We start from the raw sequence: 24,494 nt of genomic DNA, 5'->3' as shown, positions 1-24,494 counted from the left end.
TTATTACATTTACCTTCCATTTAATACTGAACAATGAACCCCTTATCCCGTGTTGTAACCGCTGCATTGCTGGCTGGTGTAAGTATGATACCTGCCGGGGCGCAACAACGAACCTCCGCAACAAAAGCCTATAACCCGCTGGTGCCAGATAATATTGCCGACCCTTCGCTGGTAATGTTTAAAGATACTTTTTACCTGTATGCCACTACCGATGTGGATGCCGGCCTGGCTAAAGGCGGCACGCCGGTAGTGTGGAAGTCAACCGATTTTATTCACTGGCATTTTGATGGCCCTTTAACCCTGCCAGGGTTGGATTGGGATAAGCCTTATGCTTTCACCGATGCCAAAGGAAAGGAAAAAACAGGCTATTTCCGTTATTGGGCGCCTGGGAAAGCCGTGTATAAAAACGGGAAGTATTACCTGTTTCCTACCATTGTTACACCCGATGATAAGGTGGGTACTTATACAGTGGTGGCAGATAATCCTGCTGGTCCGTTTGCTTTTACCAATGGCACAGGTATTTATTTTAACCAGCCCGATAAAGCTGCTGAGCAAACGAAGCCGGTAGCAGATGATATAGATGGTGAGCCTTTTGTAGAGGAGGATGGCAAAGCCTATCTCTATTGGCGCAGGCGTTTTGCATCGGCCTTGCAGGATGATTTGCTTACCAGGCAGGGGGATGTGGTAAGTATCCCAACTAAGCTGCAAGGCTACTCCGAGGGGCCGGGCCTGTTTAAAAGAAAAGGCATTTACTATTACTTCTACACTTTATCGGGCCACGCCAGTTATTGCAATGGGTATATGATCAGTCGTAAAAGTCCGTTAAGCGCTTTTGAAGTGCCGGCAGGTAAAAACATCTTTATCCGCTCTGATACTGCCACCGGCATCTGGGGGCCGGGGCATGGCAACGTGTTTCAGTTTCCGGGCACGGATGAGTTTATTTTCCTGTACCTGGAATATGGCGAAGGGGGTACTACCCGCCAGGTGTTTGCCAACCGCATGCAGTTTAATGCAGATGGTACTATAAAGCCTATGCAGGTAGATGGCAAGGGAGTGTGGTGGAGCAGATATAAGGTGAGACCGCGGTTGAATAAAGCGGCCAAAGCGGTGATCACCGCATCGGGCTATAGAAAAGAAAAAGTAGTGACCACTAAAATAGAAGCTGATCCGGAAGGAGGCGAAGGTGCTTTTAAAGGTGTAAAGGAAATCAGCCGAACTTTTACCTATACACCTGCTAATGCGGCGGATGGCAGTAACGGAACACGCTGGTGGGCAGATACTGCCGATAAAGCGCCCTGGATTCAGTTTGATTTAGGTAAAACGCAAACGGTTAATTCCTGCGAAATGTATTTTGTATTTCCTACCTATGGCAATAGCTGGATAATGGAGAAATCGGTGGATGGCATTCACTGGACCGTGTGTGGTACACAGCCAGAGCAGAAAGTGTGCAGCCCGCATGTGGTGAATGCTATTGGCAAGGCGCGTTATATACGTATTAAAATAACCGGTGGCGCTGCTGGCTTATGGGAGTGTAATATCTATTAAGCATTGCTTTTCCTGTTAAGGGTTACAATGCGGCGGATGTTTTCATCCATTTGAATAGCGGCTTTTTCCAACAGTAATAAATATTCGGTACTGGCCTGGTAGTTATCTTCTTTGATCAGGCTAAGAATGCCCAGTATAGACGTAAGCGGGCCACGAACCTGATGCGACTGTATCTGGGCAATTTCTTTCAGCTTTTCGTTTTGCACCAGTAGCTTTTGTTCGTTCTGTTTGCGGCTGGTAATGTCTGTGGCGTTAAAAGCCACGCCTACAATATCTCCTTTGCTGCTGCGTACAGGAGAGTACACCACATCCCACCAGGTTTCTACTCCGCCATCGTAATTCAATTGCCTTTCGCCATATACTCTTTCGCCACTGAGTGCTCTGTTAAAGCTGTTGATAAGGCTGCTGATAGAAGAGGGAGGGGAGTAGTGAATAATGTTTTCGCCTTGTTGCAAACCTTTGCCTATGGCAAATTTTACAAATTCGTTGGCGGCTGCATTGAACGCCAGTATTTCCATCTGCGTATTTACCAGTATCTGAAAGGTGGGCGAGTTGTCCAGTACAGAGCGAAGGGAAAAAGCAGCTTCGGCCATTTCTTCTTTACATCCTATGATATATTGTAAGTGAATAGCATTGTTCATAATCTCCATTGCCTGACGGGCAATGGCTTGCAGGCTTACTACTTCTTGTGGTGTTAATTGCCGCGTGGTGGTATCCATAATGCAAAGACTGCCTATAATATAGCCTTCTGCGGTGGTAAGCGGTATGCCGGCATAAAAAGGTAAGGGGGCATAGGTTTGTGTAAAGGGGTGATGGGGTGGCAATCCTTTATTACTGATAAGTATTGTTTGCTGTTGTATTATTTGCACACAAGGCGAAAGCTCTTTGGCAATAGTTGTGAGGATGCAACCTTGTGAAGCAATCAGGTATTGTTGCGCATCATCGATGATGGAAAGGAATACCACAGGGGCACCTGTGATAGAAGCAGCTAACACCACCATTTCCTGTAACTCGTTTTGCCAGTTGTGTTTTCCGTGGCGATATATTTTTACCGCCTGAAGGCGTAATTGTTCCTCTCTTTCGGCTGTGTTTGCTGAAAGCTTTTCTGCCATGTGCCTGTAGAATTAAAGCCGCAAAATAACTACTTCAAGCGGAAGGGGTGATTCTCTTAAACTTATTTTAAGGATTCTGCCTTTATTATAATCCATCTTAAATTATGGCCTAACTACTGTTTGCTAATTCATAGGAGCGCGTTTACGTGCAATAGTGTCTGTCATAACCTTGTTTCTGTTGATGGTATCTCCCTGGCCTATAGTGTCTTGCTGTATGGTATGATCGCCTGGAGGAAGAGAATCGGATGGTACCTGGTTGCTATTATTATTGCCACAGCTGGTAGTAAATGCTACAACCAGCAACAGGACTGCTATCTGTTTCATAATGGTAAGTTTTATTCTATACCAGGTTCAATTATCCTGCCAGTTCGTTACCGGGCAGGTTGTTTTTCGGGCAGGTATTTCCAGTAACGCAGGGGCATGTGCCTGATATGCAGGGCGGTATTTTTTCGGGCAGCAATATTTACATGCGCAAAGTATTGTTGCCATAAATGCTGGTACTGTTCTTCTTTTTCATCGTAAGCGGCAGCAATATTCCTGCCTTGTTGCAGGGAGGTGTTAAAATCCATTTCAATGGCGGTTACAGTGGTTAAATCGTAGTAGATGCCATATTTTCTGCGGGCATCGTAGATCATCCATTGCTGATCGGCATATCTTTTTTCAAAATGCTCGCTTATCAGGGGAAGTACATTAAAGTCGGGTTCTACTACGGCGTAGTATAGCTGGTCTTTAGTAAGGTGAAAGCGCACAAAAGCTTCCATACGGTGCTTTTCGCGGTGCACCTTTTGTGCAGTCTGATGCACGGCCAGCACAGCCGGATGACTAAAGTTTTTTTCTACTGCGGCCTGTTGGGCAAAAGCATATTGCATATACGTAAGCAGGATTTGAGGCATGGTATCCTGTTCTGATAAAAACGCTTTATACAGTTGCTGCCGGGCTTCGGGGGAGATATAGCGCAATAAGCCGTTCCATACGCGTTGTGCCTGGGCGGTGTGGGTAATCACTTCCTGCCGGTTCCCAAACAGGGGCAAGGGCTGTTGTGGGGTAACTAGTTGTACCTGTTGCAGTTTGTATTCAAACACGGTAAATACTGCTGATAACAATCCCTGAAAGCTGCCGTCAAATACGAGTGTGTGCATAGTTTAAAAGAGGGTAAGCTGTGGTGAAAAATTGGGTTGGTACTTGCTATGCTGCATGGCCAGTATCTGCTGTTTTATTTGCAGGGGGGTGTAGTCTTTTACCAGGGTGCCGGGACCTTTACAGGTGATAAAGTATTTAGCCCTGTTATAAGCAATGCCTATTTTTTGCAAATGATCGTGGGTAAGCAGGTTAAAACGCCGGGCTGCAACTATTTTGTGCGCCGAGCCTACGCCAATGCCAGGCACACGCATGATCAGTTCTACATCAGCTTTATTAACGTCTAAAGGAAATACATGCAGGTTGCGTAATGCCCAGCTTAGTTTGGGGTCTATATCCATATCCAGGTGCGGATGATCGGGGGCTACCAGTTCGCCGGCTGCAAAGCCGTAAAACCGCATTAGCCAATCTGCCTGGTACAGGCGGTTTTCGCGTATCATAGGCACGGGTGTGCCAATAGCCGGCAGGCGGTTATCGTTGCTGATAGGCACATAGCCGGAGTAGTATACCCGCTTTAACTGCATCTTTTTATAGAAATAGTTGGCCATCAGCAGCACCTGCATATCGTTTTCGGGCGTGGCCCCAATTACCATCTGGGTGCTTTGGCCGGCAGGGGCAAACAGGGGCAGGTGCCGGCTGGTTTTCTTTTCTTCCTGGTGTTGCAGAATCTGGGTTTTCAGATAGTGCATAGGTTGCAACATGTCCTGCCTGTTTTTTTCAGGGGCCAGCAATTGCAGGCTTTGTTCCGTAGGCATTTCTACGTTCACGCTTAGCCTGTCCGCATACAGCCCGGCCTGCCTCATCAGTTCATTGCTGGCGCCCGGAATGGCTTTCAGGTGAATGTAGCCGTGAAAGTTGTGTTCGGTGCGTAGTTTTTTAGCAATCAGTACCAGTCTTTCCATGGTATAGTCGGCATTTTTAAAGATGCCGGAGCTTAAAAACAGCCCTTCGATATAGTTGCGCCGGTAAAAATTAATGGTAAGCTCTACCACTTCGTCTACGGTAAAAGCGGCTCTTTTTACGTCGTTGCTACTGCGGCTTACGCAGTAGGCGCAATTAAAAATACAGTAATTGGTCAATAGTATTTTTAACAGCGAAACGCAGCGCCCGTCTTCGGTGTAGGCATGGCAAATGCCCATGCCGCCGGCCGCATTGCCCAGCCCTTTGTTCACATTTTCGCGTTTGCTTCCGCTGGAAGAACAGCTCACATCATACTTGGCAGCATCGGCCAATATGCTCAATTTTTCACTGATCCGGTCGTTCATATGCTAAAAATACTAAAAAGTGTAGCATTTGGATTGCTTATCTTTGCTACATGTTAGAAATGCCTGTTACCATTCGGGTGCCATTGCCGGAAGAAATGGCACATCGTGTTGATATAGAGGAGCTGTTAGCCAGGCGCAAACTGGCCCCTATAGAAGAAGGTTTTGTGTACACTGCCAATGAAACGCAGCAATTGCCCTTTACATTTTATGCTGCTATTAATGTCAATAATTCCCGTTTATGGGAAGTGTTTACTGCCTTATCGCAATTGTTTCCGGATGAGGAGTTGAGTTGTGTATATGGATTGTATGAAGAAGAACCGGTTACTACAGATTATTTTCCCAAACAGCAGGTAATGGCACAGCTGCAGAAATATGCTACAGAGCTGGCAAAAGATGCGATGCTGGAGTTTGGCCTGTTGCTGCATACCAAAGCGCAGTTGGTAGAATTGTTTGTTACAGAGAGTAAGTATATCAAGTTTTGGGGAAGTGATAAGGCGGCTTTTGTGCAGCTGATGCTGGACTTAGGTATTCCACAAAAAACAAAGCTGGCCTTTATTGATGAGTATCCTAAAATAACAGAGCCTTTGCGCAGGTTTGTGCCCAATGCGCAGCTGCCACAAACAGTGGTGTATGGGTTAGACAGGGCTTTTGGTGTAGACAGAAGTGCTTTATAACTATATCAGCAGTTGCTTGTAACTTTTGCTATACATTTATAGCCTGAAAATCCAAATCCGGCATAATGACATTAGACGAAAGATTGCAGCATTCTGAGACGCGTATATTTAAAGCAGTATTCCCTGGCACTACCAATCACTACGATACTTTATTTGGTGGTACGGCTATGATGTTGATGGACGAAGTGGCTTTTATTACTGCTACGCGTTTTAGCCGCAAAAGAATGGTGACTATCTCCAGCGACCGTATCAACTTTACCAAACCTATTCCGGCAGGTACTATTATAGAGCTGGTAGGAAAGGTTACAGATGTTGGCAACACCAGCATGAAAGTATCCGTGGAAATTTACATTGAAGAGATGTATTCTTTTGAAAGAGAGAAAGCCATTACCGGTACGTTTACGTTTGTAGCTATTGATGAGCATAAGCATCCCGTTAAAGTATTAGAATAAACAGCGTGCAGGGGCTTGTTTATACCCCTGTTGTTTCCTGTACTAACTGTTGCATAAACTGTGTAAGCACTGCTGCCAGTTGTGTGGCCAGTTGTTTGCCGGTAGCCGTATTCATTTTGCCGGGCAATTGTAGCAACTTTACCTGGAAATGGTCCAGCGCATAGGTGGTATCATTTAAAGGCCTGTGCTGTGCCAGTGGATCGGTGGGGTGAAACATTTGTGTGTGCAGCATCCCTGCGGTGTAAAAAGTGCGTGCAATGCCTATGGCACCCAGTGCTTCCATACGGTCGGCATCCTGCAAAATGGCTGCTTCGTAGGTTTCGGTGGCAATAGCTGCGGAGAAACTATGTGCATGTATGGCATGTTTCACACCAGCTATTTTATCGGCAGGATAATGGGCAAAGTGGTGTGTTAACAACTGTTCGGTTTTTTCGGCGCTTAGCAAAGAAGCTTTGTTACGATCAGGGCTGTTTTTAGGTACAGAAACCAGGTCGTGAAAATAACTCGCTGTTAATAATATCAGGGCATCTGCCTTATGGCCTTCTGCTTCATTAATAGTGCAGCAAGTGTTCCACACGCGTGTAAAGTGGCTGATGTTGTGAGACGCATCGTTGGTGGGGGCGTGCTGTGTAAGATATTGTATAAACAAAGCTTCCCATTGTTGAAGTGATATAGAAGACATAGTGCTATATAAATTAATCGTTACAAAAGTGATTAGTTTTTTTATTTCGCAAAGAAGTATTTACCTTGAATCAGCGAATAGAAATCAACCCTCCTTTCGATATGTCATTTTTTAAGAAATTGTTTGATGCACAAGAGCCTCCTGCTCCTATTGAACCTATTTTTCCTGGTGAAGACTTTGTGGAACTGGAATGTGAAACAGTTGACGGTCCTGCTGCTGCGTTTATTAACAAGGCTTACAATGGATATCCTAACAAGAGGTTATATGGTTACCAGGTGTTAGTAGAACTGGAAGCTATTTATACCGATGACGAAGGATATGCTACCGAAAATGACACGGTAAGATTAAATCGTGTAGAGCAGGATGTGATAGACTTTTTAAAGAGCAAACAGGTGGTGCACCTGGTGGGCCGTGTAAACAGGAAAAACTTTCGCGATTTACTCATTTATATTGATGAGCCCAGGCTGGAACAGGAAGAGGTGAACCAGTTTTGTGATGAAGTGATGAAGGAGAGAGGGATTAACTTTGCTATTGAAGAAGATGAGGAGTGGAATGCGGTAGGTGGTTTTTTAAATTAACAACTAACAACTTTTTTATACAACAAGGCCGGCCTTATGTAATAGGGCTGGCCTTTTTATGGGGGGTATAAGGTATAGTAACTCCCTTATTTAACCGGGTAGTTGTTGTTTTGTGGTGTAGCATCCATAAACAGCTTGCCATCCAGCTGAACCTGTTTTATTTTATCAGTAGCGGGAATGGTAATTTGTATTTGTGGCTGGTTGCTTTTCCAAACAGCTGGTGTTTGATGCAGACGCAGGGGCTGTGCATTTTTATAGGTAACCACTACATCAAAAGGAATGGGAAATCCACCTTTGTTTTGAATAGTAAGTACCGCTGAATCGCCCTTTTTTTCCACGTTTTGCAATACGAGGTCGATATAATTATTGCTGAAGAACCAGCTGTTCCAAAACCAATCCAGGTTTTGCCCACAGGCATCATTGATGGAGTAAAAGAAATCCCACGGAATAGGGTGTTTGCCATTCCAGCGGCTCATATAGCTGTGCAGGGCCTTTTTAAACGCGGCATCGCCCAGCATATCTTTTAAAGCCAGGTAGGCCAGGGAAGGCTTGCCGTAGGCATTGTTGCCATAGCCCACGCCACTGAGTTGTGACGACATGGATATGATAGGTTGATCTTCTTCGGTAGAAGGATCGTTGATATACCGTACCACACGAAACTGCTTATAAAACTCGTCTGCTTTTTCCTGGCCTTTTTCGGCAATGCCAATCAGGTATTCAAAGGTGGTAGCCCAGCCTTCATCCATAAAAGCATAGCGTGTTTCGTTAATGCCCATATAGAAAGGAAAATACGTGTGTGCAATTTCATGGTCCTGCACCAGTTGCGAAAAACCCACATCATCCGTAGTAGCATCATTCACCATCATAGGATATTCCATATCGGCGTAGCCCTGAAAAGCGGTCATTTTAGAAAAAGGATACGGAACGCCCGGCCATTGATGCGAAAACCAGTTAAGGGCGTAGCGGCCATTGGCTACCGAATAACGGAAGTCTTTGGCAGTATCGTTATAAGCGGCCTGTACGCTGGATCGGCGTTTAGTGCTACTGTCTACTACTACGCTGGAGGCATCCCATACATAATGATCGCTTACGCCATAGGTAACATCTGCAATATGGCTGGCTTTCATTTTCCAGGTATTCCAGTCGTTTTGTTGCGTAACACGATGCTGTTGCATATCCTGGAAGGTGGCCATATGGGTTATTTCATCTGACAGATACGAAGCGGCCAGTTTTTTAGCTACTTCGGGTTGCAGCACTTCTCCGGGGTTTACCAGGTCGCCGGTGCCCCATACCACAAAATTCTTAGGGGCTTTGATAGAGACTTCGTAGTCGTTGAAGTCGCTGTAAAACTCTACGCGATCGGTATGCTCAATTCTGTCCCAGCCATTATAATCGTCGTAAACGGAAATACGGGGATAAAAATACGCAAGATAGAAGGTTGTGCTGTCAATCATCCCCTCCCGGCCACTTTCTACCGACATATCATAATGCCAGGCAATGTGCAGGCGGGCTGTTTCTTTAGGATATAATGCTTTGGCCAGCGATACATTGGCCACGGTGCCTACATCGTTGTTAAAATTGATGGCCCTGTTGCCTACGTAAAAGGTGTCGATGATAACGCCTTTGCTTAGAAAATCATGGCTGATATAGCCTGAACGTGGCGACTGCGGCTTGTGCAGGTTGCAAATTAGCCGGATGGCCAGTGAGTACAGTGTGTCGGGACTATTGTTGATGTAGTCGATGTTTTCACTGCCGTATATCGTTTTATTGGGTGGGTTAACGGTAAGGGATATATCGTACTTCCCTTTGTTTTGCCAGTATTTTTTGCCGGGTGCGCCGTTAGCTGCACGCGTGCCGGCATTATATGCATTTTGAATATTGCGGGGCTTATATAGTTCCTGTGCCTGAACTGTTGCCGTAAGTAAGCCGGCTGCCAGGCAGCCACTGAGTAATTTCAACATAACTAAAGCAGTAATTTAAAATGTGCCTTTAAAAATAAGTAAACCGCGTAAAACGGTTTTTCTTTTTGGCATAACTCTTGAATTTACATAGGTATAACCAAAAATATTTTTTTATGAAAAACATTTTAATTGCCGCAGGAATAGCGGGCGCTGCCGCCGCTGGTGTATTGTTGTATATGAGGAACCGCAATAAAACTTCTCAAACATTACATGATGTAGCTGATGCAGCCGGAGATGCCCATGAAGGCGTAAGAAGGTTCTTCAGAAAATCCAATAAAGAGGCTAAAAGAGAGGTTAACCACGCAATGGCTTAAGCTACTTTTTTCAAGCGTTTACAATTTAGTGAATGGGTGGTTTCTTCAGGAACCGCCCTTTTTCGCATTATATATATGTTAAAAAAATAGATGCCAGTATAGCGGCTGGCAAAGATTATCTTCGCGGGCCCTCTTTGCTGTGGCGTGGAGTATTTATGTAATTAAAAAGATTTGTGATTTTATGGCTATTCTCATTTTTTTTCTGGCACATTGGTTCTTATCCCTTTTCTGTCAAACCTTCTTCCTTCATCGATATGCATCGCACAAGATGTTCTCCATGAACAAGTTCTGGGAGCGTTTTTTCTATGGCTTTACCATTTTTACCCAAGGGGCTTCTTTCTTAAACCCAAGAGCCTATGCCATTATGCACAGGATGCACCATGCGTATAGCGACACCGAAAAAGACCCGCATTCTCCCCATTTTTTTAAAGATGTGTGGGAAATGACCATGAAAACCAAAGACATTTATCTGAATTACGCTAAACACAAAGTAGAACCGGATAAAGCTTTTCGTGGCAATTACCCCGAGTGGCCTTTGCTGGATAAAATAACCAACTACTGGAGCGTGCGTATTATGTTTGGCCTGGGCTATGTAGCCTTTTATTGCTTTTTTGCTACCCAGTGGTGGATGTTTTTATTATTACCAATCCACTTTTTCATGGGCCCCGTACATGGAGCTATTGTAAACTGGTGCGGTCATAAGTATGGTTATTCCAGTTTCGACAACCAGGATCATAGTAAAAACACGATACCGGTAGATATCTTTCTGATGGGTGAACTGATGCAGAATAACCACCATAAAAGCCCCAACAGTTTAAATTTTGCCAAAAAATGGTTTGAGTTTGATCCTACCTATCCGGTAATTGTGTTATTAGACCGGATGCGGATTATCCAGATAAAAAGATAAAGTATGATAACTTCTCTCAAATTGCTTTTCAGTGCCGTTTTGTTATTTATGTGTTACCAGGTTATTGACACTTCGCTGAAAAGTAATTTGTTTGAGGAATGGAACTACCTGGCAGGCATTCCCTGGATGCGCGCCACCCTTTGGGATTTTTACGCAAACGTGCTGGTGCTAAGTACCTGGGTTTGTTATAAAGAAACCTCCCTGTTACAAAAGATTTTCTGGATTGTATTATTTGCGGTTTTAGGCAGTATTGGAACCTGTGCCTACGTGTTGGTGCAACTGTTTAAATTAAAAGCAGGTGAGCCTGTTAAAAATATCTTCGCCGCTAATAACTAACCTATGCATTCCTTTTACTTTCCTGCTCTTATTTCCCTGGCAACTGTTTGCTGTGTAATGTTATGTGTATGGATATGGGCAACCCGTATATCCAATGCCGGTATAGTGGATGTGTTCTGGGCTTTTAACTTTACCATTATAGGTGTATTAATCTGGTGGCTGGCCCCTGGCGATGGGGTGCGTAAACTATGGGTGAGTGGCCTGGCCTGTTTATGGAGCCTGCGTTTAACCTGGCATTTAGGCAAGCGGGTTTTATGGCACCTGGGCGAAGAAGAGGGACGTTATAAACAGTTACGCTACGAATGGCGGAACCAGTTACTGCTGAAATTCTTCCTGTTTTTTCAGGCGCAGGCAGTAAGTAATATCTGGTTGGCAATTCCCTGGTTTATTATGGCAGCGAATGTGAAAGCCGGCATGTTTTTTACCGAATATGCAGGAGCGGCTATCTGGCTGCTGGCAATTGTGGGCGAAACGGTGGCTGATGCACAGCTGGCAGCTTTTAAAAAGAACCCGGCCAATAAAGGTAAAGTATGTAACAAAGGACTTTGGAATTACTCCCGTCATCCTAATTACTTTTTTCAGTTATTGATATGGATAGGAGTGTTTGTAATGGCTATAGGCAGCCCTTATGGATGGTTGGCTTTTATCAGTCCTGTATCTATCGGTTATCTCTTGTTTAAAGTAACCGGTATTCCTCTTACCGAAGAACAAAACCTCCGAAGCAAAGGCGATGCTTATCGTCAATATCAGCAAACTACCAGCGTATTTATTCCCTGGCGCAAGAAAAACTAACCTTCTCCTGTTCACGTATATGCTATACCTGAACCAGGAATTATGTGGTATAACTCATTACTTGAAAAAGATTATTTCCCTGACTCCCTTATCCGCACTGGCATACGCCGATTATTGAAACAGCGTTTACAGAATGAAAACAAAGGATGCACTGAGGTACAGCAACAGCATTTGCTACAGTTGATACAGGAGTTGAAAGACTCGCCTATTGCAGTGAATACAACAGATGCCAATGAGCAGCATTATGAAGTGCCTACGCGTTTTTATCAATATTGCCTGGGGCCACATTTAAAGTACAGCAGCGGGTATTGGAAAGAAGGTGTAACAGATATTCATACTTCAGAAAAAGACATGTTGCTGTTAACCTGCGATCGTGCGCAACTGCAGAACGGACAAGAGGTGCTGGAGCTGGGCTGTGGCTGGGGATCGTTGTCGTTGTTTATGGCTGTACGTTATCCGCAAAGCAGCTTTACGGTAGTGTCTAATTCGCGTACTCAGAAAATGCATATAGATGAGCAGGCGCGTTTACAAGGTATTACCAACCTTACAGTAGTTACGGCAGACATGAACCTGTTTACTACCGAACAGCGGTTTGATCGGGTGGTATCGGTGGAAATGTTTGAACACATGCGTAACTATGAAATGCTGATGCAGAAGGTGGCTTCATTTCTAAAGCCGGAAGGCAAGTTGTTTGTGCACATTTTTACGCATAAAAGTTATGCCTACAAGTTTGAGGTAATGGATGAGAGCGACTGGATGAGCAAGTATTTTTTTACCGGTGGCATTATGCCCAGTGATCACCTGCTTTTATATTTCAATCAACATGTATCTATCCAGGACCACTGGCATGTAAGCGGTTTGCATTATAGTAAAACGGCAGAAGCCTGGTTGCAAAATATGGACAGGCATAAAGCGGACATCATGCCGCTTTTTAAAGAAACCTACGGTAAAAAGAATGCGGTAAAGTGGTGGGTGTATTGGCGCATTTTTTTTATGAGCTGCTCGGAATTATGGAAATACAACAACGGGCAGGAGTGGATGGTGAGTCATTACCTGTTTCAAAAAAAATAAACTATGCTGCGAATGCTGATTGCAGTAGTGCTATTGTTGTTGTCGCTGCTGGTAGTAGTGAAGGCGCCCACTCACTTTTTATGGCAGCTATCGGTGGTGGTTACCTGTTATCCCTATGTTTTTATGTTGTTGAGCGCTGTTGTAGCTACCTGGGCATTTACCGGAGGAAAATGCCACCTGGTGGCTTTATGCATGAATGGTATGGCTTTTTGCCTGTATGCTTTGCCCATAGCAAACGCCTGTTATGCAGGAAAGGGGATTGCTGATGCGCTAACTGCTGTTTTTCCGGATAAGCAGCTGAATGCAACAAAAGCACAGCCTTTTAGTGGCATCCGTATGTTTACGGGGTTAAGCATTACCCCGGTATCTGCCAGTACCATTGTTTATGCCAATGCCGGTGATAAGGTGCTTACGTTTGATTATTATCCTTCTTATACAAAAGAGCCTTCTCCCGTAGTGATTGTGATTCATGGTGGTTCGTGGGAAAGCGGTGATAGCAAACAGTTGCCCGCGCTAAACAGCTTCCTGGCAAACAGGGGCTATAATGTAGCAGCTATCAATTACCGGCTGGCACCGCAATACCAGTTTCCGGCACCTGTAGAAGATACCAGGAAGGTAATAGCCTATATAAAAAAGCAGGCAGCAGTTTTACATGCCGATACCAATAATATAGTGCTGCTGGGACGTTCGGCCGGCGGGCAGGTGGCGCTGGTGGCTGCTTACAGTTTGCCTGACAACAGCATTAAGGGGGTGGTAGATTTATATGCACCAGCTGATATGGTTTGGGGTGGGCGGGTGAAAGTGAGTGATTGGGTATTAAATACTAATAGCATTTACAAAGGATATTTTGGCGGGGTGTATACACAGGTGCCGGAGGTGTTTAAAAAAGCATCGGCCTGTGAATATGTGAACAGGAAGTCGCCCCCTACTTTATTAATACATGGTGATATAGATCCGCTGGTGTCTTCTGTGCATAGTGTGCATTTATCCAACAGGCTTACCGCTTGTGGTGTACGTAATTATTTCTTACGAATGCCTTATGCCACGCATGGGTGCGATTATAATATCAACAGTCCGGCAGGGCAATTAACTGCTTATGCGGTAGAACATTTTATTCACTCAGTAACCCAATAACCCCATTGGAATGGAAAAGTTAGCTATTATAGGAACAGGTATTGCAGGCATGGGATGTGCACATCACCTGCAACACAAATACGATATTACCCTGTTTGAGCAGAATGATTATGTGGGTGGGCACACAAATACTATTTCGGTAGAAGAGAATGGCAGGCCTGTTTATATAGACACGGGTTTTATGGTATTTAATTATGCCACCTATCCGCACCTTTGTGGTTTGTTTGAAGATATTCAGGCGCCTGTAAAAAAAACAGACATGTCTTTCAGTGTACAACATGTGCCTACCAGACTGGAATATTGTGGTTCGGGACTGAATGGTTTGTTTGCCCAACGCAGGAACCTGGTAAATGGTTCTTTTATAAAAATGCTCTGGCAAATAACCCGGTTTAATAAAGAGGCGATAGGCATACTGGATAACCCTGCCTATGAACAGTATTCACTGAAGGATTTTATAGAAGAACGCGGGTATGGAAAAGACATGTTGTGGAAGTACCTGGTACCTATGAGTTCGGCTGTGTGGAGTACGCCTATGGAGCTGATGCTGGATTTTCCGGCGCACACGCTGATTCGGTTTTTTAAAAACCACGGATTCTTAGGTTTACATACACAACACCAGTGGTATACTTTACACAATGGAAGCCAGGCTTACCGGAAACTGTTAATAGAGCCATTCCGGCATCGTATTCAACTGAACAATGCGGTGATAAATGTAAAACGGATGCAGGGCAAGGCCCTGGTGCAAACGGCCAATGGCCTCACCAGCACCTTTGATAAGGTTATATTTGCCTGTCATGCCGATCAGGCCCTTCGCCTGCTGGATAATCCTACCCCGCGCGAGCAATATCTGCTTAGCCGCTTTCAATACCAGTATAATAAGGCTACTGTGCATACTGATGAAAGCATTATGCCTTTGAACAGGCGTGTGTGGAGCAGTTGGAATTACCGGGTAGAAGAGCGGGATGGCAAACAGGTGCCTACCACTATTTACTGGATGAATCGTTTGCAGCAGGTGTCGGATACCCGTAATTATTTTGTATCCATTAATGCTTTGCCAGGTAGTATTGATGCCGGCAAAATTATCCGGGAAATAGATTATGAACATCCGTTGTTTGATGTGCCTGCTGTGATGGCGCAAAAGGAATTGCCGGGACTTAATGCAGATGGACCTTTATATTATTGTGGCAGTTATTTCCGCTATGGGTTTCATGAAGATGCTTATGCCAGTGCAGTATCACTCAGCAAACTGTTGAAGCATGAATAGCTGTTTGTATACTGCTTCGGTAATGCATCACCGGTTGCAACCTCAAAAGCACTGGTTCAGTTATAACGTGTATATGTTTTATATCGATCTGGATGAGTTGCCTGAGCTGTGCCGTAAATATTGGATGATAAGCCACAACCGGTTTAATTTTTTCAGTTTTCGCGAAAAAGAACATTTGCAATTGCCGGCCGATAAACCCGATACTACCCGTACTACCCGCGAACATATTACTGCATGGCTGCATGAAAACGGAATGGAACTGGGGGAGGGAAAGATTATGTTGCTTACCAACCTGAATGTATTGGGTTACAATTTTAATCCTGTTTCTTTTTACTACTGTTTTGACAGTAGTGGTATGCCTTTATGTTGTGTGGCGGAGGTGAGCAATACATTCCGGGAAATGAAACCTTATTTGCTGGGTCCAGATCAATTGGATAAAGGGGTGTTTACTTTGCGCACTGCCAAATATTTCTACGTATCGCCTTTTATAGATCATGATGTTGATTTTCATTTTCAACTGCGTATACCCGGCCGTAAGCTGGAGATTTCCATAGATGACTATAAAAACGGGCAGCGTTTTTTTATCACTCAACTTATGGGGGATAAAGTGCCGCTGGGCAACCGTGTGTTGTTATGGTATACCATCCGTTTTCCTTTTATTACGGGGAAAGTGATGCTGCTGATACTTTGGAATGCTTTATTGCTATGGCGTAAAAAAATACCCTGGCATTCCAAGGCCGCAAACCAGCATTTACAGAAAAACGTATATAAAAAACATATACCCCGATAAACAATTTCATCATCAGCATCTTATCAGTATGTCGTCTACAGCGTTGGCCAGTATCCTGACCCAGAGAAGTTTTTACGAAAAAATATTGCTTTCCTTATTAGCAAAAATGAATAAAGGCCGGTTGTATATCACCATGCCTTCCGGCGAAACTATTACACTGGGTAATGGAGAAGGAGGGGTAACTGCCAGTATTTCCATTGTGCATAAGAATTTTTTTAAGCGTTGCGTATTGTATGGTGATATTGGTTTTGGTGAAGCATACGAAGTGGGGGAGTGGAATACCGATAATATCACCCATGTATTGCAATGGTTTTTACTGAACATTGATCATGCACCTTCTGTATCGGGTAGTCATGTAAAGTCGGTGTTATTGAATGGGTTGAAAATATGGAACCGCCTGTTGCATAGCAGGCGGGGCAATAGCATTATTGGATCAAAAAAGAATATTGCAGCACATTACGATTTAAATAATGATTTTTTTGCTTTGTTCCTGGATAAAACGATGACTTATTCTTCTGCTTACTTTTATAAGGAGGGAATGAGCCTGGAAGAAGGGCAATATGCCAAATACGATCGTTTGTGCAGGCAATTACATTTGCAACCTGCCGATCATGTATTGGAAATAGGCAGCGGCTGGGGTGGTAATGCTATTTATATCGCAAAACATTACGGGTGCCGTGTAACTACTGTTACTATTTCGGAAGAGCAGCATCGTTATGCGGTGGAAAAGATAAAAGAAGCAGGCCTGGAAGATAGGATAGAGGTACTGTTGCAGGATTACAGATATATAAAAGGCAGTTTTGATAAGATAGTGTCTATTGAAATGATAGAAGCTGTAGGAGCAGAATACCTGGAAGAATATTGCAAAACCTGTTATGCCTTATTAAAACGTAATGGCATACTGGCTATTCAGGCTATTACCTGTCCTGATTCGCGTTTTGATCAGTTGCGCAATGGGGTAGACTGGATACAGAAGCATATTTTCCCCGGATCTTTATTGCCTTCTATAGGAGCTATTAATAAGGCTATGAACAATACAGGTGATTTAACATTAGTAGATGTGAAAGATATGGGATTGGATTATGCTGCAACATTGGCCATATGGTGCGATCGTTTTAATAAGCAGTTGCAGCAGGTAAGGCTATTAGGATTTAGTGATTCATTCGTAAGAAAATGGAATTATTATTTTTCATATTGCGAAGCAGCTTTCGCTATGCGTAATATAAATGTTATGCAATTAGTATATGTGCGCCCTAATACACTGACACGTTAAAAAAATATTTTATATCAGTGACAAACTGACTCATATGGCGTGCATTTATGATGCATGCCATTTTTTTAATGTTTTTGTTGCTTTACGTAAACGAAATGCTTTTGGATTGGTTTTTAAAATAAAAACCATTAGGCTTTGATTTGGTAAAATGTTTGTCGAACTTGGCCGTGTAATTACAAAAAGCATTAATGCATTTAAGATCCAGCTTGTCCTTTATTGAAGAACCAGGAGGTGTATGCCGAAAAGCCTTACAAATAAAAGAGTAGGCGCTATTCTATTTCTTTAATACCTGGTAATTATGAAAATGCAAGAACTGACTTTTGATGAAATGGTAAACACAAATGGTGGCGCTGGTTTAAGCGGCCTGTTGAACCTGAACATTAAACTTACTACTACCTCAAACGGCAACACACAGTCAACCGAAATCAATGCTGGTTTAGGTACTGTTGTGGATGCGTTAAGCGATCTTGGCTTAGGTAGCCTGAACTTAGGCAACCTGTTAAGCGGCCTGAACCTGGGCGGTTTGCTGGGTGGCCTGTAAGCCATAGGCATTGGCATAAAAAGGATGATCTTGAAGGTCATCCTTTTTTGTTCATTTCTTCTCTCCCTTATTCGCTTACTTCTACACGATGCCTGTGCAAACGAAAATATTTCCCGCAGGGGTTATCGAAAACAGTGTTGAAAAACACTTTCACGATTATCACCCCCAAACCAAAGCTATTTACCTGGTTGTATTAGCTGCTATACTCATCGCATTTGTTTCTTTATTCTTTATTAAAGTAGATATCTCTGTAAGAAGCGCCGGTGCTTTTCGTTCGGTAACGGAGCGAACAGAGATCCGTGCTTCGGTCAGTGGTGTGGTAGAATCGGTATCCGTGGCCGAAAATGCACCGGTTAGTGCCGGGCAGCCCTTGTTTAAAGTAGATGCCCGGCAGGTGAATGAAAAAAGTGCCCTGGAAAATAATCATTATGCCGAATTGCAGGCCCAGTTACACGACTTGGAGATTATTACCGGCAGTTCGGAAGCGCCTTTGCAAACACGCGTATACCGTCAGCAATACAGCCTTTATCAGCAGCGTATTACAGATGCTCGTGTAAAACTCAATACTGCCAGCAGAACCTATAACCGCTATTCCTCTTTATACAAAGGTAATGTGGTAAGCTCGGCAGAGTTTGAAAAATATGAATATGAAAAAAATGCAGCCGAAGGCGAGCTGTCGCTTATAAAGCAACAACAGTTTAGTCAATGGCATGGCGATATGATGCAGTTGCGCCTGCAACTGCAGGAGTTGCAGGCGAGCCGGCAGGTAACTGCGCAGGAGAAGGGGCTATACACAGTGAATGCGCCCGTGAGTGGCTATGTGCAGCAATTGAAGGGCATACAAAAAGGAAGCTTTGTGTCGGCCGGAGAGTTGTTGGGTGAGATAACGCCTGATAACGGATTGATTGCCGAAGCGTATGTAAGCACCACCGATATTGGGTTGTTGAAAAAGGGTACGCCGGTGCGTATGCAGGTAGATGCTTTTGATTACAATAGCTGGGGCATGCTTACCGGTACGGTGCAGTCCGTTTCGGAAGATGTGTTTACGGCCGAAGGGCAGCCACCTTATTTTAAAGTGCGTTGCGTTATAGGCAATAGTGCCCTGCAGTTGCGCAATGGCTACAAGGCGCAGATAAAAAAGGGCATGACTATGCATGCCCGATTTTTAATTACCAGCCGTACGCTGTATCAGCTGTTGTACGATAAAATTGATGATTGGTTAAACCCTAATAATGCCGCATGAAACGTGCCCTCAAAAAAACAATAGTAAAGCAACGGGATATTACAGATTGTGGTGCTGCTTGCCTGGCATCTGTCGCTACCTGGTATGGACTGAAGATGCCTGTGGCCAGAATAAGGCAGTATGCTTCTACCGATCAGAAAGGAACCAATGTGCTAGGATTGATGGAAGCCGCTTCCCGTTTAGGTTTTTCGGCCAAGGCGGTGAAGGCTGATATGGAAAACCTGCAGCAATTGCCGTTGCCTGTGATAGCACATGTGGTAGTGCACGAGCGCATTAGCCATTATGTGGTAGTATATGCCGTTTCCCCAAAAGGCGTTACCGTAATGGACCCTTTTGAGGGCAGGCTGGAGGTGTGGGAGACAGACGCTTTTCAAAAAAAATGGACCGGCGTGCTGGTGTTGCTGGCACCAGGGGCGGCGTTTGAAAAAGGTGACAATAAAGTGTCGGTATTCAGTCGCTTTTTATATCTGATGCAGCCGCACCGTGCGGTGATGATGCAGGTGTTGCTGGGGGCGGTAGTGTATACCTTGCTGGGTTTATCTACCGCTATCTTTTTGCAGAAGATTGTAGATAATGTAATGCCTGATGGCAATAGAAAATTGCTGAACCTGATGGGAATGGTGATGGTGGTGATTTTGTTACTGCAATTTTTTATCAATCATGTAAAAACCATTTTAACGGTAAAAACGGGGCAGCAAATAGATGCCCGTTTAATACTGGGATATTATAAACATCTGTTACGCTTGCCCCAACAGTTTTTTGATACCATGCGGGTGGGTGAAATTATTTCCCGCATGAATGATGCTGTTAAAATTCGTGTGTTTATCAACGATGTGCTCATTAGCATAGCGGTGAATATTTTCATCCTTTTCTTTTCGTTTGGTTTGATGTTCACCTCTTACTGGAAGCTGGCGATGTTAATGCTGGGCATAGTGCCTTTATATGCCTTAGTGTATTACTATGCCAATAAAGCCAATAAGCATACACAGCGAAAGCTGATGGAGAACAGCGCTGAGTTGGAAGCGCAATTGGTGGAGTCGGTGAACGCAGCAGGCACCATTAAACGTTTTGGGCTGGAAGAGTATGCCAATATGAAAACGGAAGACCGTTTTATTAAAATGCTGCGTACTGTGTTTAAAAGTGCCACTAATGGTTTGTGGACGGGTAACGTAAGCCAGTTTATCAACTCGTTGTTTACCGTGTTATTGTTGTGGGTAGGCACTTCCTTTGTATTGAGCAATAGCATTACACCGGGGGAACTACTATCGTTTTATGCCATCATCGGTTATTTTACTTCGCCGGTGGTGTCGTTAATAGGCATGAATAAAACCATGCAGGATGCTTTTATTGCGGCAGACCGCTTGTTTGAGATTATGGACCTGGAAAAGGAGTCGGAAGGGCAAACCATTACGTTAACCAGGGAAATGGTGGGGGATATTGTGTTTAAGGATGTACACTTCCGGTATGGATCGCGCGTAAACGTTTTTGATGGTCTGCAACTTACTATACCTAAAGGGAAGGTAACGGCAGTAATAGGGGAGAGTGGATCGGGTAAAACCACGTTGCTTTCTTTGCTGCAACATATGTATCCGTTGCAGTCGGGACATATTTACATAGGCGACACGGATATCCGTTACATTAGCCCGGGTAGCCTGCGAAGCATTGTGTCGGTAGTGCCACAGAAAATAGATTTGTTTGCCGGTAATGTGATTGAAAACATTGCGGTGGGTGAATATGAGCCAGACCTGCCCCGGTTGTTAACCGTGTGTAAGGCGGTAGGTATATTGGAAATGATTGAGCGGTTACCGAATGGGCTGGGTACTTACCTTGGCGAAAACGGGGCCAGCTTATCGGGCGGGCAGCGGCAAAGGCTGGCTATTGCCCGGGCGCTGTATCGTAACCCGGAAATATTAATACTGGACGAAGCTACTTCTGCACTGGATTCGCAATCGGAGCTGCATATTCAACAGTGTATACGGCAATTGGGCACTGCGGGCAAAACGGTGATACTGATAGCGCACCGGTTAAGCTCGGTGGTGCAGGCAGATAATATACTGGTAATGCATGAGGGCAAAATAATAGAGCAGGGCAGCCATGGAACACTACTACATCCAGGCACTGTTTACTATACCATGTGGGAACAGCAGTTTCCTATGATAGCGCAAATAAGGCAGCAACGTCTCTCTAAAATAGATTTATCTTCGCCGCAATAGCCTTTATTCGTATGAAAGATTTTAAAAAATACTATATCCTGCCGGCAGAACCGGAAGAAGTTTATGTGGCTTTAACCAATCCTGCAACCATACAGTTATGGACGGGCGAGCCAGCGGTAATGAGCACAGAGCCTGATTCGGAGTTTGCGTTGTGGGATGAAAGTATTGTGGGCAAAAACCTGGAATTTGAAGAAGGAAAGAAGATTGTGCAGCAGTGGTATTTTGACCAGGAAGAGCCTTCCATTGTGACTATTAAATTGCATCCGCATAAGCAAGGCACTTCGGTGGAAGTGCGCCATTCTAATATTCCCGACAGCGAATATGATGATATTGTAGAAGGTTGGGACGATGCCTACTTCCGTTCCCTGGTGGAGTTTTATATCTAAACGGGTTGGGGGGATGCCGTTGGCGAAACATTAGCACTTTAGTTGTATAAAAATACCCTATCTTGTATGGGTGTAGCAGTACACTGAATTTATAACCAATATTCATCATCCCCCAACAGTTCCCCATGGCCTTCTTAGATCATGTGCTGGAAAGTCCTTCCTATGGCTGGAAGGATGCCTCCGGTGCGCTCATTACTCCCACTAACAAGCAATTGCTGTCAGAATTTTTTTCAAGATTGAATATCTTTAAAAATAAAAAAAACTGGCTTTCGTTTTTTAGCTGGATGAAAGTGGCGGCGCTGCTGCCCTTTTTTGTATTATTTATCTGTTACCATTTCTCATGGCCTTTCTTTATCGCAGGCTTCCTGTACAGTATGGTATTAATGGGCACACACGGTACTATCTGGCATCACCGGTATTGTACCCACCAGGCCTACACTTTTAGAAATAATTTCTGGCGTTTTATTACACGCAATCTTTCTCTTAAAATTATCCCGGAAGAGATTTATGTGATATCGCATCATGTGCATCATGCCAAGTCAGATCAGCCAGGCGATCCCTATAATGCTACGGGCGGTTTTTTGTATTGTTTCCTGGCAGACGTTAATCATCAGCCTATATCCAGAGCGTTAGATGAAACCGACTACGATCGTGTGGTGCGATTGATGGAACATACAGGTGTAAAAAGCAATAGCTATAAAAGATATGTGAAATGGGGTTCCATTGCCTGTCCTTTGCAAAGTATTATGCACTGGCTATTGAATTGGGGCTTCTGGTATACTACTTTTTATTTCATAGGTGGACACGGGCTTGCCTGTGCTTTGTTTGGCGGCGCCTTTTTTTGGGCAGTAGGTGTAAGAACCTTTAACTATGAAGGCCATGCTAAAGGAGATAAAGAAAAACAAAAAGACGGAACTGATTTTAACCGCGAAGACAATTCCATCAACCAGCTTTGGCCGGGCTATGTTGCCGGCGAGTGGCATAATAATCACCATTTGTTTCCTTCCAGTGCGCGCTCCGGTTTCCTGCCCTACCAGCTGGATCTGGCCTGGTGCTATATCCGTACCTTAAAAAGCATAGGAGCGGTTACCAGTTATAAAGACTCTAAAAAGCAATTTCTGGAAAGGCATCATGAGCCGTTTATGGCTCAGAAAAATAAAATTGATGAGAATAGTCTGGTATAAAATATTTGAACAATAAGCAAACAGGCCTGTACCATGTACAGGCCTGTTTTATTTTTATGCAGACTGCATTAGTCCATATAGGCCAGCTCCCACGGCTTCGGCTGCGGAAATGTTCAGTGCGCCTATTAATAGAAGCTATTTTACATATTATAGTATTATTAAATTAGAACTGTTCTTTTTGTTTTGCCAGCGATTAAATGTGGCTATTCATCTATATGTTACCTGGCCAGCTTTTCTGTGTAGTTTAAATGTGTTATTTTTAGAATATCAGCATTGACCTATACTTATTCACATATCAACCATCTTGTTCTTACGCGGATTGGAGAAGGAGACGAAACTGCTTTAAAGGTTTTGTATTACCAGTATTGTTACCAATTGTATCATATTTCCTATAGCATAGTTCGGAGTGAAAGCAGGTCGCGTCAAGCCTTACAGGCTATCTTCCTGGATATCTGGCGCGACAGGGATGCGCTGGAAGGAGTTTTTAATGTGCCGGCTTACCTGCATGTGTTGCTGTGTAAACATCTGTTGGATGGAGGTACTACAGGGGAAGAGGTGGCTTTGCTGGAAGCAAGAATTGTGGAGAATGAGGAAGAGCTGCCGGCAGAGAAAAGTATGTTAACGCTAAGCCCGCAGGAGGCTGATGTGTTGTATGCAAAAATTACGTCGCGTTTACACGGGCAACAGCGGTCGTTGCAATGGAAGTATATGCTGGTGGCTGTAGTGGTTACGGGTATAATAGGCGCTGGGGCGTTCTGGTTTAATGGTTATTATAATGCGTTTCATACCTATGCCACCAAAGCGGGTGAGCACAGAACATTTATTTTGCCAGATGGTTCCAAAGTGCGTTTATATGGAAAAAGCATGCTAAGGCTTGCGGGTGGTTATGGCGATAAAAGGCGGGAAATGGAGTTAAAAGGGGCAGGCGTTTTTGAGGTGAAGCACGATAGCGCACGGTCGTTTATTGTGCATACAGTGGCCATGGAAATAAATGACGCGGATTCTACTTTTCAGATACGAAGCTATCCGGAAGAGTTGGCAGATATTACTGCTAACATATCGGGTAAAGCCAGGGTTACTTTAAAAAGAAGGAATAAGAGTAGAGCTATTTACCACCTCGAAGCCATGCAAAAGCTGGTAGTAATGAAACAACCCGCCGAAGAGGATAGCGAAACTGTAGACCCCCGGGTTGAATTGCTGGATAGTTGCCACGACACTACGGTATATGACAACCTGCATTAGCGCACTATTATTTATATAGCCAGTTGTTGAATCTCTTCTTCGGTAAACACACGCGAACGAATATGAAAACGCACACCTAACGGTATTTCCAAAGAAAAACTGCTACCACGGCCATTGATAACATCCAATGTAAGTTGGGTATGTTTCCAGTATTCAAATTGATCGCGGCTCATGTAAAACGGGCAACCGGCAATAGTGCCAAGGCATATATCGCTGGCGCCTGTTTTAAATTCTCCTTCCGGAAAGCACATCGGTTGCGATCCATCGCAGCAGCCGCCGCTTTGATGAAACATCAGCGGTCCATGTTGTTTTCTTAGCTTTTCAATCAAGTCAATGGCGGCGTCGGTGGCTGTAATTCTTTCTACCATATTAACGGTGTTGGTGTGTATAAATTGCAA

At 44.1% G+C, this 24,494-nt stretch carries 26 protein-coding genes; 19 read left to right on the top strand and 7 right to left on the bottom strand.

Translation table 11 applies throughout. From position 1 onward, the window contains the following. The first annotated feature begins 33 nt into the window (after window positions 1–33). On the top strand, window positions 34–1,545 hold the full coding sequence (locus FLA_RS26555) for a family 43 glycosylhydrolase (RefSeq protein WP_076376038.1): 1,512 nt from the start codon (window positions 34–36) through the stop codon (window positions 1,543–1,545). On the opposite strand, the gene FLA_RS26550 is transcribed toward FLA_RS26555, so the two are convergent. The 4 genes from FLA_RS26550 to FLA_RS26535 form a co-directional block, all read right to left on the bottom strand. After that, on the bottom strand, window positions 1,542–2,657 hold the full coding sequence (locus tag FLA_RS26550) for a PAS domain-containing protein (protein ID WP_076376037.1): 1,116 nt from the start codon (window positions 2,655–2,657) through the stop codon (window positions 1,542–1,544). The genes FLA_RS26555 and FLA_RS26550 overlap by 4 nt on opposite strands. 123 nt (window positions 2,658–2,780) lie before the next feature. After that, window positions 2,781–2,981 carry a hypothetical protein gene (locus FLA_RS26545; protein WP_076376035.1) on the bottom strand — a complete coding sequence of 67 codons (201 nt, stop codon included), beginning with the start codon at window positions 2,979–2,981 and terminating at the stop codon, window positions 2,781–2,783. Window positions 2,982–3,028: 47 nt separating this feature from the next. After that, the gene (locus FLA_RS26540) at window positions 3,029–3,796 is read right to left on the bottom strand and encodes a TIGR03915 family putative DNA repair protein (protein WP_076376033.1); all 768 of its coding nucleotides are present in this window, start codon (window positions 3,794–3,796) and stop codon (window positions 3,029–3,031) included. A 3-nt stretch (window positions 3,797–3,799) separates the two neighbouring features. Further along, on the bottom strand, window positions 3,800–5,059 hold the full coding sequence (locus FLA_RS26535; protein ID WP_076376031.1) for a putative DNA modification/repair radical SAM protein: 1,260 nt from the start codon (window positions 5,057–5,059) through the stop codon (window positions 3,800–3,802). 59 nt (window positions 5,060–5,118) lie between these two features. On the opposite strand from FLA_RS26535, the gene FLA_RS26530 reads away from it, so the two are divergent. After that, entirely contained in the window at window positions 5,119–5,733 is a 615-nt protein-coding gene (locus tag FLA_RS26530; RefSeq protein WP_144263965.1) for a hypothetical protein, read from the top strand. 65 nt (window positions 5,734–5,798) lie between these two features. Then, a complete protein-coding gene (locus FLA_RS26525; RefSeq protein ID WP_076376027.1) occupies window positions 5,799–6,185 on the top strand; it encodes an acyl-CoA thioesterase in 387 nt (128 codons plus the stop codon). 19 nt (window positions 6,186–6,204) lie between these two features. Here the strand turns inward: FLA_RS26525 and FLA_RS26520 are convergent, their stop codons facing one another. Beyond that, window positions 6,205–6,867: an HD domain-containing protein gene (locus FLA_RS26520; protein WP_197705833.1), complete on the bottom strand. Its 663-nt coding sequence runs from the start codon at window positions 6,865–6,867 to the stop codon at window positions 6,205–6,207. Between the two features lie 101 nt (window positions 6,868–6,968). Here FLA_RS26520 and FLA_RS26515 point away from each other — a divergent pair, with 101 nt between their 5' ends. Then, window positions 6,969–7,445, top strand: a complete 477-nt coding sequence (locus FLA_RS26515) for a DUF695 domain-containing protein (RefSeq protein ID WP_076376025.1) — start codon at window positions 6,969–6,971, stop codon at window positions 7,443–7,445. 86 nt (window positions 7,446–7,531) lie between these two features. Here the strand turns inward: FLA_RS26515 and FLA_RS26510 are convergent, their stop codons facing one another. Beyond that, on the bottom strand, window positions 7,532–9,406 hold the full coding sequence (locus tag FLA_RS26510; protein ID WP_076376023.1) for a M1 family metallopeptidase: 1,875 nt from the start codon (window positions 9,404–9,406) through the stop codon (window positions 7,532–7,534). Window positions 9,407–9,519: 113 nt separating this feature from the next. Between FLA_RS26510 and FLA_RS26505 the strand changes: the two genes are divergently transcribed. The 15 genes from FLA_RS26505 to FLA_RS26435 all read left to right on the top strand — a co-directional run bounded on the left by FLA_RS26505 (window position 9,520) and on the right by FLA_RS26435 (window position 24,096). Continuing rightward, window positions 9,520–9,720, top strand: coding sequence for a hypothetical protein (locus FLA_RS26505; RefSeq protein ID WP_076376021.1), 201 nt, complete (start codon window positions 9,520–9,522; stop codon window positions 9,718–9,720). A 181-nt stretch (window positions 9,721–9,901) separates the two neighbouring features. After that, window positions 9,902–10,627, top strand: a complete 726-nt coding sequence (locus tag FLA_RS26500; RefSeq protein ID WP_076376019.1) for an acyl-CoA desaturase — start codon at window positions 9,902–9,904, stop codon at window positions 10,625–10,627. 3 nt (window positions 10,628–10,630) lie between these two features. Next, window positions 10,631–10,963: a DUF1475 family protein gene (locus tag FLA_RS26495; protein ID WP_076376017.1), complete on the top strand. Its 333-nt coding sequence runs from the start codon at window positions 10,631–10,633 to the stop codon at window positions 10,961–10,963. Between the two features lie 3 nt (window positions 10,964–10,966). Further along, on the top strand, window positions 10,967–11,755 hold the full coding sequence (locus FLA_RS26490; RefSeq protein WP_076376015.1) for a DUF1295 domain-containing protein: 789 nt from the start codon (window positions 10,967–10,969) through the stop codon (window positions 11,753–11,755). Between the two features lie 42 nt (window positions 11,756–11,797). Beyond that, on the top strand, window positions 11,798–12,826 hold the full coding sequence (locus FLA_RS26485) for an SAM-dependent methyltransferase (RefSeq protein WP_076376013.1): 1,029 nt from the start codon (window positions 11,798–11,800) through the stop codon (window positions 12,824–12,826). A 3-nt stretch (window positions 12,827–12,829) separates the two neighbouring features. Beyond that, window positions 12,830–13,960: an alpha/beta hydrolase gene (locus FLA_RS26480; protein ID WP_076376011.1), complete on the top strand. Its 1,131-nt coding sequence runs from the start codon at window positions 12,830–12,832 to the stop codon at window positions 13,958–13,960. A 10-nt stretch (window positions 13,961–13,970) separates the two neighbouring features. Further along, the gene (locus tag FLA_RS26475; protein WP_076376009.1) at window positions 13,971–15,224 is read left to right on the top strand and encodes an NAD(P)/FAD-dependent oxidoreductase; all 1,254 of its coding nucleotides are present in this window, start codon (window positions 13,971–13,973) and stop codon (window positions 15,222–15,224) included. Beyond that, a complete protein-coding gene (locus tag FLA_RS26470; protein WP_076376007.1) occupies window positions 15,217–16,014 on the top strand; it encodes a DUF1365 domain-containing protein in 798 nt (265 codons plus the stop codon). The genes FLA_RS26475 and FLA_RS26470 overlap by 8 nt, the downstream gene beginning before the upstream one ends. Before the next feature lie 106 nt (window positions 16,015–16,120). Beyond that, entirely contained in the window at window positions 16,121–17,287 is a 1,167-nt protein-coding gene (locus FLA_RS26465) for an SAM-dependent methyltransferase (protein ID WP_197705832.1), read from the top strand. Window positions 17,288–17,585: 298 nt separating this feature from the next. After that, on the top strand, window positions 17,586–17,828 hold the full coding sequence (locus FLA_RS26460; protein WP_076376003.1) for a hypothetical protein: 243 nt from the start codon (window positions 17,586–17,588) through the stop codon (window positions 17,826–17,828). A gap of 94 nt (window positions 17,829–17,922) precedes the next feature. After that, on the top strand, window positions 17,923–19,071 hold the full coding sequence (locus FLA_RS26455; protein WP_159445061.1) for an HlyD family secretion protein: 1,149 nt from the start codon (window positions 17,923–17,925) through the stop codon (window positions 19,069–19,071). Further along, entirely contained in the window at window positions 19,068–21,284 is a 2,217-nt protein-coding gene (locus FLA_RS26450) for a peptidase domain-containing ABC transporter (protein WP_076375999.1), read from the top strand. The genes FLA_RS26455 and FLA_RS26450 overlap by 4 nt, the downstream gene beginning before the upstream one ends. Before the next feature lie 11 nt (window positions 21,285–21,295). Next, window positions 21,296–21,670 carry an SRPBCC domain-containing protein gene (locus FLA_RS26445; protein WP_076375997.1) on the top strand — a complete coding sequence of 125 codons (375 nt, stop codon included), beginning with the start codon at window positions 21,296–21,298 and terminating at the stop codon, window positions 21,668–21,670. Between the two features lie 125 nt (window positions 21,671–21,795). Continuing rightward, complete coding sequence (locus tag FLA_RS26440; protein WP_076375995.1) at window positions 21,796–22,854, top strand: fatty acid desaturase; 1,059 nt, start codon at window positions 21,796–21,798, stop codon at window positions 22,852–22,854. A 273-nt stretch (window positions 22,855–23,127) separates the two neighbouring features. After that, entirely contained in the window at window positions 23,128–24,096 is a 969-nt protein-coding gene (locus tag FLA_RS26435; protein ID WP_144263964.1) for a FecR family protein, read from the top strand. Between the two features lie 11 nt (window positions 24,097–24,107). Here FLA_RS26435 and FLA_RS26430 read toward each other — a convergent pair whose 3' ends face one another. Then, window positions 24,108–24,464, bottom strand: coding sequence for a DUF779 domain-containing protein (locus tag FLA_RS26430; RefSeq protein ID WP_076375991.1), 357 nt, complete (start codon window positions 24,462–24,464; stop codon window positions 24,108–24,110). Between the last annotated feature and the right edge of the window lie 30 nt (window positions 24,465–24,494).

Source organism: Filimonas lacunae (genome assembly GCF_002355595.1).
In the GTDB taxonomy this organism is placed as follows: Bacteria; Bacteroidota; Bacteroidia; order Chitinophagales; family Chitinophagaceae; genus Filimonas; species Filimonas lacunae.
Note: the sequence above shows the minus strand (reverse complement) of the source record. Positions and strands in the feature narration are given on the sequence as shown.

Excerpts from the sequence above, each read along its gene's own strand:
- FLA_RS26555 (WP_076376038.1), top strand. The coding sequence starts at position 34 with ATGAACCCCTTATCCCGTGTTGTAACCGCTGCATTGCTGGCTGGTGTA.
- FLA_RS26550 (WP_076376037.1), bottom strand. The coding sequence starts at position 2,657 with ATGGCAGAAAAGCTTTCAGCAAACACAGCCGAAAGAGAGGAACAATTA.
- FLA_RS26545 (WP_076376035.1), bottom strand. The coding sequence starts at position 2,981 with ATGAAACAGATAGCAGTCCTGTTGCTGGTTGTAGCATTTACTACCAGC.
- FLA_RS26540 (WP_076376033.1), bottom strand. The coding sequence starts at position 3,796 with ATGCACACACTCGTATTTGACGGCAGCTTTCAGGGATTGTTATCAGCA.
- FLA_RS26535 (WP_076376031.1), bottom strand. The coding sequence starts at position 5,059 with ATGAACGACCGGATCAGTGAAAAATTGAGCATATTGGCCGATGCTGCC.
- FLA_RS26530 (WP_144263965.1), top strand. The coding sequence starts at position 5,119 with ATGCCTGTTACCATTCGGGTGCCATTGCCGGAAGAAATGGCACATCGT.
- FLA_RS26525 (WP_076376027.1), top strand. The coding sequence starts at position 5,799 with ATGACATTAGACGAAAGATTGCAGCATTCTGAGACGCGTATATTTAAA.
- FLA_RS26520 (WP_197705833.1), bottom strand. The coding sequence starts at position 6,867 with ATGTCTTCTATATCACTTCAACAATGGGAAGCTTTGTTTATACAATAT.
- FLA_RS26515 (WP_076376025.1), top strand. The coding sequence starts at position 6,969 with ATGTCATTTTTTAAGAAATTGTTTGATGCACAAGAGCCTCCTGCTCCT.
- FLA_RS26510 (WP_076376023.1), bottom strand. The coding sequence starts at position 9,406 with ATGTTGAAATTACTCAGTGGCTGCCTGGCAGCCGGCTTACTTACGGCA.
- FLA_RS26505 (WP_076376021.1), top strand. The coding sequence starts at position 9,520 with ATGAAAAACATTTTAATTGCCGCAGGAATAGCGGGCGCTGCCGCCGCT.
- FLA_RS26500 (WP_076376019.1), top strand. The coding sequence starts at position 9,902 with ATGGCTATTCTCATTTTTTTTCTGGCACATTGGTTCTTATCCCTTTTC.
- FLA_RS26495 (WP_076376017.1), top strand. The coding sequence starts at position 10,631 with ATGATAACTTCTCTCAAATTGCTTTTCAGTGCCGTTTTGTTATTTATG.
- FLA_RS26490 (WP_076376015.1), top strand. The coding sequence starts at position 10,967 with ATGCATTCCTTTTACTTTCCTGCTCTTATTTCCCTGGCAACTGTTTGC.
- FLA_RS26485 (WP_076376013.1), top strand. The coding sequence starts at position 11,798 with ATGTGGTATAACTCATTACTTGAAAAAGATTATTTCCCTGACTCCCTT.
- FLA_RS26480 (WP_076376011.1), top strand. The coding sequence starts at position 12,830 with ATGCTGCGAATGCTGATTGCAGTAGTGCTATTGTTGTTGTCGCTGCTG.
- FLA_RS26475 (WP_076376009.1), top strand. The coding sequence starts at position 13,971 with ATGGAAAAGTTAGCTATTATAGGAACAGGTATTGCAGGCATGGGATGT.
- FLA_RS26470 (WP_076376007.1), top strand. The coding sequence starts at position 15,217 with ATGAATAGCTGTTTGTATACTGCTTCGGTAATGCATCACCGGTTGCAA.
- FLA_RS26465 (WP_197705832.1), top strand. The coding sequence starts at position 16,121 with ATGAATAAAGGCCGGTTGTATATCACCATGCCTTCCGGCGAAACTATT.
- FLA_RS26460 (WP_076376003.1), top strand. The coding sequence starts at position 17,586 with ATGAAAATGCAAGAACTGACTTTTGATGAAATGGTAAACACAAATGGT.
- FLA_RS26450 (WP_076375999.1), top strand. The coding sequence starts at position 19,068 with ATGAAACGTGCCCTCAAAAAAACAATAGTAAAGCAACGGGATATTACA.
- FLA_RS26445 (WP_076375997.1), top strand. The coding sequence starts at position 21,296 with ATGAAAGATTTTAAAAAATACTATATCCTGCCGGCAGAACCGGAAGAA.
- FLA_RS26440 (WP_076375995.1), top strand. The coding sequence starts at position 21,796 with ATGGCCTTCTTAGATCATGTGCTGGAAAGTCCTTCCTATGGCTGGAAG.
- FLA_RS26430 (WP_076375991.1), bottom strand. The coding sequence starts at position 24,464 with ATGGTAGAAAGAATTACAGCCACCGACGCCGCCATTGACTTGATTGAA.